Here is a 12,977-nt window from a genome sequence, read left to right as displayed (position 1 = left end):
GTCGGGGGCGGAAGGGCGGCTACCTGCGGCGCAGGGGCAGGGGGGCGCCCATGACGGCGTACGGCCTGGGGGCACTCGGGAAGAGGACCTGGCGGGCGAGGTCCTCGTAGCCGAGGGAGCGGTACAGGCCCCGGGCGGGGCTCTCGATGTCGATCGCGGAGAGGATCGAGCGGGGCTCGGTCGCGCTGTCGGTGATGGTGGTGATCAGGGAACGGCCTACGCCGCGGTTCTGGTAGGCGGGGTGGACGTGCAGCTCGGTGATCACGAAGGAGCCGTCCAGCCAGTCCTCGTGGCCGCGGGCGCGGAGGTAGGGCTCCACGACGGTGGACCACCAGTGGGTGCGGTCGTTGGGCATGCCGTAGACGAACCCGACGAGACGGCCGCCGGCCGTGGCGCCGAGTGCCCTCGCTCCGCGGTAGGTCATGTGGCGCAGGACGATCTGGCGGCGTACGGCCACCTCGTCGGGGCCGAGGCCGAACGCCACGGCTTGGACGGCCAGGGCCTCGTCTACGTGGGCGGGGAGGTCCAGGGGGCCGATGACGAGGCTCATGTTGCGGATGCTACAGGGGGGTTCGGGTGGTGCGCGGGGTGCGGGTCGGATGTGGCCGGCCCCGCGGTTGCGTGTGTCCGGGACGGGGTGCGTCGGTCTTCGTCAGAAGAGGACGCTCATGAACTCGCCGACCTCCTGGAAGCCCACCCTGCGGTAGGTTCGCCGCGCGGCCGTGTTGAAGTCGTTGACGTAGAGGCTGACCAGAGGGGCCACATCGGCGAGGGCGTAGCGCAGGACCGCCGCCATGCCGGGCCCTGCCAGGCCCCGGCCGCGGTACTCGGGGGCCACCCAGACGCCCTGGATCTGGCAGGCCTGGGGGGTGGCGGCGCCGATCTCGGCCTTGAAGACCACGCGGCCGTCGGCGTCGAGGCGGGCGAAGGAGCGGCCGGAGCCGACGAGTTCGGCGACGCGGGCCTGGTAGAGGAGGCCGCCGTCCCCGGCCATCGGGGAGACGCCGACCTCCTCGGTGAACATCGCCACGCACGCCGGCATGATCGTTTCCATCTCGTCCTTGCGGATCCGGCGGACGTACGGGTCGGGGGCGACCTCGGCGGGGTCGGGCAGCCGGTCGGTGACCATCAGCGGCTGGTGCGCGCGGACCTCGCGGGCGGGGCCCCAACTGGGCTCCAGCAGGCGCCAGAGCTGGGCGGTGGGTTCGGCGGGGCCGACGAGCGAGGAGCAGCGGCGGCCGGCCCGGCGGGCGCGGTCGGCGAAGGCGCGGACGGCTCGGGGGGTGGCGCAGATGGGGACGAGGTTGGCGCCGGCGTAGCAGAGGGAGGTGAGGGCGCCGTCCTCGTACCAGCCCCACATCTCGCCGCCGAGCCGCCAGGGGTCCAGGCCGGCGACCTGGACGCGGGAGGTCACGAAGGCGTTCGCGACGGGCTCGCGGTCGAGGACGGCGAGTGCGGCGTCCAGGTCACTCGGTTCGAGGACCCGGGTGGTGGTCTGGGTCAACACGTGCGGGGGCCTCACCCTTGGTCTGCGCTGATTTCCGCACGATACCCTGCGGGGCTGTGGCCGGGCGCCCTGTGGCTGCGCCACGGGCCGGGCGCCCAAGGGCCTCGGAGTACCTGTGCTCCGGCGGGTGCGGGTCCGTCGTGGCTCGTCGCGCAGTTCCCCGCGCCCCTCAAGGGGCCTGCGGCCCCCGAAGGGATCTGCGGCTGACCGGTGCCCCGGCCGGGCGCCCAACGACCCGGGAACACCTGCGCTCCGGCGAGTGCGGGTCCGTCGTGGCTTGGCGCGCAGTTCCCCGCGCCCCTCAAGGGGCCTGCGGCCCCCGAAGGGATCTGCGGCTGACCGGTGCCCCGGCCCGGCGCCCAACGACCCGGGAACACCTGTGGTCTGGCGGGTGCGGGCCCGTCGTGGCTTGGTGCGCAGTTCCCCGCGCCCCTTGAGGGGCGCCTGCGGTGCCCCGGGGCGTTGTGGGGCGTGCTCAGCCTGCCACCGCCACCGTCGGCTCGCCCGAGGTGACGCCGGACTTCTCCATCTCCTCGGCGATCTTCATGGCCTCTTCGATGAGGGTCTCGACGATCTTGGACTCGGGGACGGTCTTGATGACCTCGCCCTTGACGAAGATCTGGCCCTTGCCGTTGCCGGAGGCGACGCCGAGGTCGGCCTCGCGGGCCTCGCCGGGGCCGTTGACGACGCAGCCCATGACGGCGACGCGGAGGGGGACCTCCATGCCGGTGAGACCGGCGGTGACCTCTTCGGCAAGCTTGTAGACGTCGACCTGGGCGCGGCCACAGGAGGGGCAGGAGACGATCTCCAGGCCGCGCTGCTTGAGGTTGAGGGACTCCAGGATTTGGTTGCCGACCTTGACCTCCTCCACCGGGGGCGCGGAGAGGGAGACGCGGATGGTGTCGCCGATGCCCTCGGAGAGGAGCGCGCCGAAGGCCACGGCGGACTTGATCGTGCCCTGGAAGGCGGGGCCCGCCTCGGTGACGCCGAGGTGGAGGGGGTAGTCGCACTGGGCGGCGAGCTGACGGTAGGCGTTGACCATGACGACCGGGTCGTTGTGCTTGACCGAGATCTTGATGTCGCGGAAGCCGTGCTCCTCGAAGAGCGAGGCCTCCCACAGGGCCGACTCGACCAGGGCCTCGGGGGTGGCCTTGCCGTACTTCTGCAGGAGACGGCGGTCGAGGGAGCCGGCGTTGACACCGATGCGGATCGGGGTGCCGTGGTCGTTCGCCGCCTGGGCGATCTCCTTGACCTTGTCGTCGAACTGCTTGATGTTGCCGGGGTTGACGCGGACGGCGGCGCAGCCGGCCTCGATCGCGGCGAACACGTACTTCGGCTGGAAGTGGATGTCGGCGATGACCGGGATCTGCGACTTCCTCGCGATGACGGGCAGGGCGTCGGCGTCGTCCTGCGTCGGGCAGGCGACCCGGACGATCTGGCAGCCGGAGGCCGTCAGCTCGGCGATCTGCTGGAGCGTGGCGCCGATGTCGGACGTACGCGTGGTCGTCATGGACTGGACCGACACCGGTGCGTCCCCGCCGACCGCCACGGACCCGACCTGGATCTGCCGGCTCTTGCGGCGCTCGGCGAGCTTGGTCGGAACGGACGGCATGCCGAGAGAAATCGCAGTCATCTGCTGTGCAACCCCAAGTTGTGGATCAGGATCGGGTCCCGGAACAGGCGGGCTCCAGGCTTCGAGATTACGGCACGGCCCTGGGCCCCGGCACATCACGGGCCGTAAACCCACCCGTAAGGGAAGGCTCTGGGCGGGGCAGCGAAGCGGCCGGGCACCCCAGGGTGCCCGGCCGCCGTGAACGCTGGGTGTCTAGGAGATGCGCACCGGGTTCACGAGGTCCGCGATGAGGACCAGCAGCGTGAAGCAGATGAACACGCCGGCCACGACGTACGCGACGGGCATCAGCTTCGCCACGTCGAAGGGGCCAGGGTCGGGCCGGCGGAGCACCTTGGCCGTGTTCCGGCGCACCGACTCCCACAGGGCGCCCGCGATGTGCCCGCCGTCGAGCGGGAGGAGCGGGAGCATGTTGAACAGGAAGAGGGAGAGGTTGAAGCCGGCCAGCAGGATGAGGAAGCTGGCGAGCTGCTGGGTGGCGGGGATGTCCATGGTGAAGATCTCACCGCCGACGCGGGCTGCGCCGACCACGCCCATGGGCGAGTCCGCCGCGCGCTCGCCGTCGCCGAAGGTGGCGTCCCACAGGGCGGGGATCTTGGCGGGCAGGGAGATCAGGGACTCGACGCCGTTCTCCATCATGTCGCCCATGCGGTCCACGGACTGGCCGAAGGAGAGCGGGACGATGTCGAAGGCGGGGGTGAAGCCGAGCCAGCCGGCGGAGACGAACTTGTCCTCGACGTAGCCGCCCTGGCCGTCGGTCTGGGCGACGTCGTTCTTGATGAGGGTGGGGGTGATGTCGACCTGCTTGCCGTCGCGCTCGACGGTGAGGACGACCTTCTTGCCGGGGTTGTCGCGGATGTCGGTCTGGAGGGCCGACCAGTCGGTGACGGGGGCGCCGTCGAACGCGACGATCTTGTCTCCGGGCTGGAGGCCGGCGGCCTTGGCGGGGGCCTCCTTGTCGCCGTCCTTGCACTTGGTGCGGTTCTCGCTGGCGGAGATGACGCAGTCGGAGACCTTGCTGACCGTGGTCGTCTGGGTCTTGGCGCCGAAGCTCATCATCACGCCGACGAAGATCACGACGGCGAGGATCAGGTTCATGAAGGGGCCGGCGAACATCACGATGACGCGCTTCCACGGCTTGCGCGTGTAGAAGAGGCGCTCCTCGTCGCCGGGCTTCAGCTCCTCGAAGGACGCCTCGCGGGCGTCCTCGATCATCCCGCGCCACGGGGAGGTCGAGCGGCTCTCGATGCGGCCGTCGTCGCCGGGCGGGATCATGCCGATCATGCGGATGTAGCCGCCGAGCGGGATCGCCTTGACGCCGTACTCCGTCTCGCCCTTCCTGCGCGACCAGATGGTCGGGCCGAAGCCCACCATGAACTGGGGCACGCGGATGCCGAACATCTTGGCCGTCGAGAAGTGGCCCAGCTCGTGCCAGGCGATCGAGAAGGCCAGGCCGATCACGAAGACCACTATGCCGAGGATGAACATCAGGGTCGTCATGCACGGGCCTCCGCGGTCGTCCGCTCGGTGGGTTTGCCTGGGGAACCGGTCAGTTCACGGGCGCGGGCGCGCGCCCAGGTCTCCGCTTCGAGGACGTCCGCCACGGTCAGGGAAGTTCCCGTGGCGGGGGTGCCGTGCTCCTCGACGACCCGGGTCACCGTCTCCATGATCGCGCCGAACCGGAGCCCGCCGTGCAGGAACGCGTCCACGCACTCCTCGTTGGCGGCATTGAACACCGCCGGGGCCGTGCCCGCGAGCCGGCCCACGTGCCGGGCGAGGCCGACCGAGGGGAACGCGTCGTCGTCGAGGGGGAAGAACTCCCAGGTGGACGCCTTGGTCCAGTCGAAGGCGGGCGCGGCACCCGGGACGCGCTGCGGCCAGCCGAGGCCGATGGCGATGGGGCCGCGCATGTCCGGGGGCGTGGCCTGCGCCATTGTCGATCCGTCCGTGAACTCAACCATCGAGTGGACATACGACTGGGGGTGGACGACGACCTCAATGCGATCGAAGGGAATGTCGTAGAGGAGGTGCGCCTCGATGACTTCCAGGCCCTTGTTGACGAGGGTCGCGGAGTTGACCGTGATGACCGGGCCCATGGCCCAGGTGGGGTGCGCGAGGGCGTCGGCGGGGGTGACGTCCGCGAGTTCCGCCTTGGTACGGCCTCGGAACGGGCCGCCGGAGGCGGTGACGACCAGCTTGCGCACATCGGCGCGGGTGCCGCAGGCGAGGGCCTGGAAAAGGGCTGCGTGCTCGGAGTCGACCGGGATGATCTGGCCGGGCTTGGCCACGGCCTTCACCAGCGGGCCGCCCACGATGAGCGACTCCTTGTTGGCGAGCGCGAGGGTGCGGCCCGCCTCCAGGGCGGCGAGGGTGGGCGCGAGGCCGATGGAGCCGGTGATGCCGTTGAGCACCGTGTGACAGTCGGAGACGGCGAGCTCGGCGGCGGCGCCGGGGCCAGCGAGGATCTCGGGGAGCGGCTCGCCGGTGCCGTACGCGGCGGTCAGGGCCTCGCGCAGCGCGGGAACGGTGTCCTCGCGGGCGACGGCGACGGTCCGCACCCGCAGCCGGTGCGCCTGCTCGGCCAGCAGTTCCACCCTCCCTCCGGCGGCGGAGAGCCCGGTGACCCGGAAGCGGTCCGGGTTGCGCAGGACGAGGTCGATGGCCTGGGTGCCGATCGAGCCGGTCGAACCCAGGATCACCACATCCCGGACCCCGTCCACGGGATCGAAGACGAGATGGGGATCGGCGAGAGGGGCGGGACTGTCACTCATCCCCCCATTGTTGCCGCATCCGGTGTCCGGCAGGACCGCGCGGCCCCCTGTTGACCCACTTCGGGTGGTGTGCCGTCGACGATGCGTTTTCTCCATTTGTGAAGCAGGTGTGAAGACAGGGTGATATGACTTCTTCCCAGCTGATCCGAAAGTCGTATCAGCCGATCGCTGCGTCGCTGGATGACGACGGCGATCGTGTACGAGGACCCTGGGGGGAATCCATGCGCAAGCGCATTCGCGCCGCCCTGCCCGCGCTCGCCGGAGCCGTGGCACTCACCGGCACGGTGCTGAGCAGCCCGGCGGAGGCGGCGGGGGGCGTCACCATCCACCGCGTGTACTTCGACAGCCCCGGCAAGGACACCCGGACCAACACGAGCCTCAACGGCGAATGGGTGCAGATCAGGAACACCGGCGGGTCGGCCGTCTCGCTGAAGGGCTGGGTGCTGAAGGACCCCGACAACCACAAGTACACGTTCCCGAACGTCAAGATCGGGGCGGGCAAGTACATCAAGGTCCGCACCGGCTCGGGCACCGACACCAGCGCGACCAAGTACCAGAACCGCAGGGCCTACGTCTGGAACAACACCAGCGACACCGCGACGCTGCTGCGGGCGAGCGGGACCAAGGTCGACTCGTGCTCGTGGACGACGCGCGACGCCAGCGACAAGTACTGCTGAGCAACCTCTAGCCCCGCCGGGCGCCCTCCACCACGCCCTCCGCCGTGTCGACGGTCGGGGCCGTGAAGTGGAGGGCGTCCTTGTCGCGGGAAGGGGCGAGGCCGGTGGACGCGGTGTCGAGGTGGAAGACGTAGCCGACGGACTCCTCCTTGATCGCGTCGGTCATGGCGACGAACATGTCGAAGCCCTCGCGCTCGTACTCGACGATGGGCTCGCGGCCCAGGGTCCAGCGCAGGCCGATGCCGTCGCGGAGGTAGTCCATCTCGTACAGGTGCTCGCGCCAGGTGCGGTCCAGGACGGACAGCACCACCCGGCGTTCCAGCTCGCGCAGGGTCCCCTCGCCCAACTCCGCCTCGCGCTCGGCGTAGTGGGTGCGGATGTCGTCCGTGAGAGCCGCCATCAGGTCCCCGGCGGTGAGGTTCGCACGGCCGCCGTGCTCCCGCTCCAGGTCCTCGATCGTGAGCCCCACCGGGTAGAGCTGCCCGAGCGCCCGCCACAGGGCGTCCAGGTCCCATTCCTCCGGGTACCCCTCGGCGGTCTCGGCGGCGACGTACGCCTCGACGGTGTCGTCCATGAAGCGGAGGAGCTGGCCACGCAGGTCCTCGCCCTCCAGGACGCGACGGCGCTGGGCGTAGATCAGCCGGCGCTGGCGGTTGAGGACCTCGTCGAACTTCAGGACGTCCTTGCGGGACTCGAAGTGCTGGCGCTCCAGCTGGGCCTGGGCGGAGGCGACGGCACGGGTGACGATCCTGTTCTCGATGGGGACGTCCTCGGGCACGTTCGTCGCGGCCATGACGCGCTCGACGAGCTGGGCCTGGAACAGCCGCATCAGATCGTCCTGGAGGGAGAGGTAGAAGCGGGACTCCCCCGGATCGCCCTGGCGGCCGGAGCGACCGCGCAGCTGGTGGTCGACGCGGCGGGCGTCGTGGCGTTCGGTGCCGAGGACGTAGAGGCCGCCGAGTGCGGTGACCTCGGTGTGCTCGGCCTCCACCTGGGCGGTGATCCGGTCGAGGACCGCCCGGCGTTCCTCGTCGTCCGCGTCGTCGGGCAGCGCGGCCCGGGCCAGGGCCTCCGGGTTGCCGCCGAGCATGATGTCGGTGCCCCGGCCCGCCATGTTGGTGGCGACCGTCACCGCTCCCCTGCGCCCGGCCTGGGCGACGATCATGGCCTCCAGGCGGTGGTTCTTGGCGTTGAGGACCTGGTGCGGGACGCGGCGGGCGCGCAGGCGGGCGGAGAGCGCCTCGGAGACCTCGACCGTGGTGGTGCCGACCAGCACCGGCTGGCCCCTGGCGTGGCGCTCCGCGATGTCGTCGACGACCGCCGCGAACTTGGCGTCGGTGGTCCGGTAGATCAGGTCCGGCCGGTCCTCGCGGATCATGGGCCGGTTGGTGGGGACGGGGACGACCCCCAGCTCGTAGATCTGGTGGAACTCGGCGGCCTCCGTCATCGCCGTGCCGGTCATGCCGGAGAGCTTGTCGTAGAGGCGGAAGAAGTTCTGCAGGGTGATGGTGGCGAGGGTCTGGTTCTCGGCGTTGACCGACACCCCCTCCTTGGCCTCGATCGCCTGGTGGAGGCCCTCGTTGTAGCGGCGGCCGGGAAGCAGGCGGCCGGTGTGCTCGTCGACGATCAGGACCTCCCCGTCGATGACCACGTACTCCTGGTCCCTCCGGAACAGTTCCTTGGCCTTGAGCGCGTTGTTGAGGTGCCCGATGAGGGGGGTGTGGTCGGACTCGTAGAGGCTGTCGATGCCCAGCTGGTCCTGGACGTACTCGACACCGGGGTCGAGGATCGCGACGGTGTGCTTGCGCGGGTCGTACTCGTAGTGGTGGCTTGCGCGCAGCTGCTCCAGCCGGTCCTTGTCGGCGGGGCGGGTGAAGCGTTCCTCCTGGATCTCGACGCCCTTCATCGGGTCCACGAGAGTCGCGAAGGCCTCGTACCAGTGCGTGGCCGGGTCGGCCGGACCCGAGATGATCAACGGGGTGCGGGCCTCGTCGATGAGGATGGAGTCGGCCTCGTCGACGATCGCGAAGTGATGGCCTCGCTGCACGAGCTCGGCTCGCGACCAGGCCATGTTGTCGCGGAGATAGTCGAAGCCGAATTCCGTGTTCGTGCCGTAGGTGACATCGCAGGCGTACGCCGCCCGGCGTTCGTCCGGGGTCGATTCGGCGCGGACGACGCCGACGGTCAGCCCGAGGAATTCATACGCCTTTCCCATCCATTCGGCGTCCCGGCGGGCGAGGTAGTCGTTGACGGTGACGACGTGGACGCCTTGTCCGGTGAGGGCGTTCAGATAGACGGGAAGGGTGGCCACCAAAGTCTTTCCCTCGCCCGTCTGCATTTCGGCGACATTGCCGAGATGGAGGGCCGCGCCGCCCATCACCTGGACGTCGAAGGGGCGCATGCCGAGGGTGCGGCGGGCGGCCTCCCGCATGGTGGCGAAGGTCTCCGGCAGCAGGTCGTCGAGGGTCTCGCCGTCGGCCAGCCGCTGCCGGTACTCGTCGGTGAGGGCACGCAGGTCGGTGTCGTCCAGGGCCGCGAAATCCTCCTCGACCGAGGCGACCTCGTCGGCGATCCTGTGCAGCCTGCGCAGTATCCGGCCCTCGCCGGCGCGCATGATCTTGTGGGTGAGGGAGTTCATGCCGAGTTCGGACATCGCAGCATCACCTCGGCGCTGTCGCCGCGTCCGCCGTCCTTTCGATTGTCGGCTCGTGGGGTGAGCGCGGCAAGCAGCGGGACGGCGGAGCGGGGCGACGGTGCGTTCCGTGCGCGGCGGTCGGCGAACGGGCGGCACATGCGAAGCGGGCGGCGGTCAGCGAATGGGGGCGTCAGCGAATGGGGCGGTGGACGTTCTCCTTCTCGCTCGCGCCCGGTGTCGCGTCCGCGATCCACGGGCCCTCGCCGGAGGGGTCGATCACACCCTGCTCCAGCCACTCGTACGCGCCGCCGAGCACGCCCTTGACCACCTTGCGGTCGACGTCGTCGGTGTTGCTCCACAGCCGGCCGAAGAGTTCCTCGACGCGGAGGCGGGACTGTCGGCAGAAGACGTCGGCGAGCTGGTACGCCTCGCGGCCGTGCCCCTCCGTGGTGCGCAGCAGCTCGGCGCGGACGCAGGCCGCGCTCATCGCGAACAGCTCGGCGCCGATGTCGACGATCCGGCCCAGGAAGCCCTGCTTGCTCTCCATCCGGCCCTGCCAGCGGGACATGGCGTAGAAGGTGGAGCGGGCCAGCTTGCGGGCGGAGCGCTCGACGTAGCGCAGGTGGGCCGAGAGGTCTGGGTGGCCCGCCGGATGGAACTCCGCGTAGGCGCGCGGGAGTTGGCCGGTGCCCGTGACCAGCTTGGGCAGCCACTTGGCGTAGAAGACGCCCGCGTTCGCGCCGGCCCTGGCCTTGTCGGAGAGGGACTTCTCGGGGTCGATGAGGTCTCCGGCCACGGACAGGTGGGCGTCGACGGCCTCACGGGCGATCAGCAGGTGCATGATCTCCGTGGAGCCCTCGAAGATGCGGTTGATCCGCAGGTCGCGGAGCATCTGCTCGGCAGGCACGGCCCGTTCGCCGCGCGCCCGCAGGGACTCGGCGGTCTCGAAGCCCCGGCCGCCGCGGATCTGGACCAGCTCGTCGGCGATGCGCCAGCCCATCTCGGAGGCGAAGAGCTTGGCGAGGGCGCCCTCGATCCGGATGTCGTTGCGGTCCTCGTCGGCCATCTGCGAGGAGAGGTCGAGCACCGCTTCCAGGGCGAAGGTGGTGGCCGCGATGAAGCTGATCTTGGCGCCGACGGCCTCGTGGTGGGCGATCGGCTTGCCCCACTGCTCACGGGCCTCCGACCATTCACGGGCGATCTTCAGACACCACTTGCCGGCCGCCACACAGGACGCGGGCAGGGAGAGCCGGCCGGTGTTGAGGGTGGTCAGCGCGATCTTCAGCCCCGCGCCCTCCGGGCCGATGCGGTTCGCCGCCGGGACCCGGACCTGGTGGAAGCGGGTGACGCCGTTCTCGATGCCGCGCAGGCCCATGAAGGCGTTGCGGTTCTCGACGGTGACGCCGGGCGTGTCCGTCTCGACGACGAAGGCGGTGATGCCGCCCTTGTGGCCGTCGGACTTCGGCACCCGCGCCATGACGACGAGGAGGTCGGCGACCACACCGTTCGTCGTCCAGAGCTTCACGCCGTCGAGGACGTAGTCGTCCCCGTCGGGTACCGCGGTCGTCGCCAGCCGGGCCGGGTCCGAGCCGACGTCGGGCTCGGTGAGGAGGAAGGCGCTGATGTCGGTGCGGGCGCAGCGCGGCAGGAACTTCTGCTTCTGCTCGGGGGTGCCGAACAGCTTCAGTGGCTGCGGTACGCCGATCGACTGATGCGCGGAGAGCAGCACGCCGATCGCCGGGCTGGCCGAGCCGACCAGGGCCAGCGCCTTGTTGTAGTACACCTGGGTGAGGCCGAGACCGCCGTACTTGGGGTCGATCTTCATGCCCAGGGCGCCGAGTTCCTTGAGGTCGTTGATCACCTCGTCGGGGATCCGGGCCTCGCGCTCGATGAGGGCGCCGTCGACCTTCGTCTCGCAGAACGCGCGGAGCTTGGTCAGGAACTGCTCACCGCGCCGGACGGCCTCGTCGGTGGGCAGGGGGTGGGGGTGGATGAGGTCGAGGCGGAACCGGCCCAGGAACAGTTCCTTGGCGAAGCTGGGCTTGCGCCAGTCCCGCTCGCGGGCGGCCTCCGCCACCTGGCGGGCCTCGCGTTCGGTGACGACGGGTTTCTTCAGGGGTGGTGCGGACATGAGGGTCACCTCGCCGCGAATCGGGATCTTGTACCGGATGAGTACCTGATTGGTTACCGATGGGTGCTACTCGATCGTTGGTACCCGATCCGGACGCCCCCCGCCACCCCTCGCGTCCACGTTCGGCCGCCGATGGCCGAGTACCGCTTCACCCCCGGACCGGCCACTCCTCGCCACCCACGGCCGAAAGCCGTCCCCCGGCCCTAAGCTGGGACACGCTGCGCCTCTCGAAGCAGCGGGCGCCCGAAAGGGGCGCGGGGAACCGCGCGCCAAGCCCCCACGAATCCGCGGCCGCCGTACGACACCCTCCCCCACCGTGCCTAGGTTCCCGGGTCGCTATCGAAGCGCTTCGACAACCTATGGACACGCACTCACCGCCGAGCTACTGTCGAGCCACCCTCACATCACCCTGTACGGAACCAATGCGCAGTCGAAGCGCTTAAACACGCTTGGAGAGCTGGATGGTCACCCTCGCCGAGGTCGCCCAGCACGCCGGAGTCTCGGCGAGCACGGTGAGCTATGTCCTCAGCGGCAAGCGGTCCATCTCCGCCGGCACCCGCCAGCGGGTCGAACGGAGCATCCAGGAGCTGGGCTACCACCCGAACGCCGGGGCGCGTGCCCTGGCGAGCAGCAAGTCCAACATCATCGCGCTGATGGTCCCGCTGCGGACCGACATGTACGTGCCCGTGATGATGGAGATCGCCATCGCGGTGGCGACCACGGCCCGGATCCACGGCTACGACGTGCTGCTGCTCACCGGCGAGGAGGGCCCCGACGCGGTGCGCCGGGTCACCGGCAGCGGGCTCGCCGACGCGATGATCCTGATGGACGTCGAGCTGGACGACGAACGCCTGCCGCTGCTGCGCGACACCGACCAGCCGTCCGTGCTCATCGGACTGCCGGCCGACACCAGCGGCCTGACCTGCGTCGACCTCGACTTCGGGGCGACCGGCGCGCTGTGCGTGGAGCACCTGGCGATGCTCGGCCATCGCGAGGTCGCCGTCATCGGCGAGGCCCCCGCGGTGTACGAGCGGCACACCGGCTTCGCCGAGCGCACCCTCGACGGACTGCGGTCGCGGGCGCGGGAGCTGGGGCTGCGGGTGCTGCACCGGCCCTGCGAGGGCGGCTACGACGCGATGGCCGCGACGCTGGCCCGGATCTTCGACGAACGGCCGGGCACCACCGGGTTCGTCGTGCAGAACGAGTCCGCGGTCGAGCCGCTGCTCGCGCTGCTGCGCCAGCAGGGCCGGGCGGTGCCCGAGGACGTCTCGGTGATCGCCGTCTGCCCCGAGCAGGTCGCCGTGCAGGCGTCGGTACGGCTGACCTCGGTCGCCATCCCCGCCCAGGAGATGGGGCGGCGGGCCGTGGAGCAGCTCGTCGCCAAGCTCGACGGGCGGGAGACGGACGAGGTGGTGCTCCTCGCCCCCGAGCTGACGGTCCGCGCGAGTACGGGACCGCTGACCGGCGGCTGACACCGGGGGCGGGGCATGGCAGGCGGTAACCAGCCTCCCGCGGGCCGGCGGCCGCCTCCGTCGCCCGGCGTCCGCCCTTCTTCTCCGCCCGCCCGCGCCGCCCTTACCCGATCCCGCTCTCCGGTCTCGCGGTCATCCGGCGCCCACACCGACC

Annotated in this window: 9 protein-coding genes; 2 read left to right on the top strand and 7 right to left on the bottom strand. The window is 70.5% G+C overall.

Features of this window, described 5'->3' with window-relative positions; all coding sequences use genetic code 11:
* Positions 1–19: 19 nt before the first annotated feature.
* From AOK15_RS36520 to dxr, 5 genes are all read right to left on the bottom strand, one after another.
* Positions 20–550 carry a GNAT family N-acetyltransferase gene (locus AOK15_RS36520; RefSeq protein ID WP_055522835.1) on the bottom strand — a complete coding sequence of 177 codons (531 nt, stop codon included), beginning with the start codon at positions 548–550 and terminating at the stop codon, positions 20–22.
* Positions 551–652: 102 nt separating this feature from the next.
* On the bottom strand, positions 653–1,507 hold the full coding sequence (locus tag AOK15_RS36515; protein ID WP_055522833.1) for a GNAT family N-acetyltransferase: 855 nt from the start codon (positions 1,505–1,507) through the stop codon (positions 653–655).
* A 475-nt stretch (positions 1,508–1,982) separates the two neighbouring features.
* Positions 1,983–3,140, bottom strand: coding sequence for a flavodoxin-dependent (E)-4-hydroxy-3-methylbut-2-enyl-diphosphate synthase (gene ispG, locus AOK15_RS36510; protein WP_055522831.1), 1,158 nt, complete (start codon positions 3,138–3,140; stop codon positions 1,983–1,985).
* A gap of 192 nt (positions 3,141–3,332) precedes the next feature.
* The gene (locus tag AOK15_RS36505; RefSeq protein ID WP_055522829.1) at positions 3,333–4,637 is read right to left on the bottom strand and encodes a M50 family metallopeptidase; all 1,305 of its coding nucleotides are present in this window, start codon (positions 4,635–4,637) and stop codon (positions 3,333–3,335) included.
* The gene (gene dxr, locus AOK15_RS36500) at positions 4,634–5,908 is read right to left on the bottom strand and encodes a 1-deoxy-D-xylulose-5-phosphate reductoisomerase (protein WP_055522827.1); all 1,275 of its coding nucleotides are present in this window, start codon (positions 5,906–5,908) and stop codon (positions 4,634–4,636) included. The genes AOK15_RS36505 and dxr overlap by 4 nt, the downstream gene beginning before the upstream one ends.
* Positions 5,909–6,129: 221 nt before the next feature.
* On the opposite strand from dxr, the gene AOK15_RS36495 reads away from it, so the two are divergent.
* Positions 6,130–6,585, top strand: a complete 456-nt coding sequence (locus tag AOK15_RS36495) for a lamin tail domain-containing protein (protein WP_055522825.1) — start codon at positions 6,130–6,132, stop codon at positions 6,583–6,585.
* Positions 6,586–6,592: 7 nt separating this feature from the next.
* On the opposite strand, the gene secA is transcribed toward AOK15_RS36495, so the two are convergent.
* Both secA and AOK15_RS36485 read right to left on the bottom strand, forming a co-directional pair.
* Complete coding sequence (secA, locus tag AOK15_RS36490) at positions 6,593–9,238, bottom strand: preprotein translocase subunit SecA (protein WP_079058914.1); 2,646 nt, start codon at positions 9,236–9,238, stop codon at positions 6,593–6,595.
* A gap of 172 nt (positions 9,239–9,410) precedes the next feature.
* Complete coding sequence (locus tag AOK15_RS36485) at positions 9,411–11,351, bottom strand: acyl-CoA dehydrogenase family protein (protein ID WP_055522822.1); 1,941 nt, start codon at positions 11,349–11,351, stop codon at positions 9,411–9,413.
* Positions 11,352–11,812: 461 nt separating this feature from the next.
* On the opposite strand from AOK15_RS36485, the gene AOK15_RS36480 reads away from it, so the two are divergent.
* Positions 11,813–12,823: a LacI family DNA-binding transcriptional regulator gene (locus tag AOK15_RS36480; protein WP_055522821.1), complete on the top strand. Its 1,011-nt coding sequence runs from the start codon at positions 11,813–11,815 to the stop codon at positions 12,821–12,823.
* Positions 12,824–12,977: the final 154 nt, after the last annotated feature.

Source organism: Streptomyces ossamyceticus (assembly GCF_001418475.1).
Taxonomy (GTDB): Bacteria; Actinomycetota; Actinomycetes; order Streptomycetales; family Streptomycetaceae; genus Streptomyces; species Streptomyces ossamyceticus.
The sequence above is the reverse complement of the archived record's forward strand: the minus strand, read 5'-3'. Positions and strand labels throughout refer to the sequence as shown.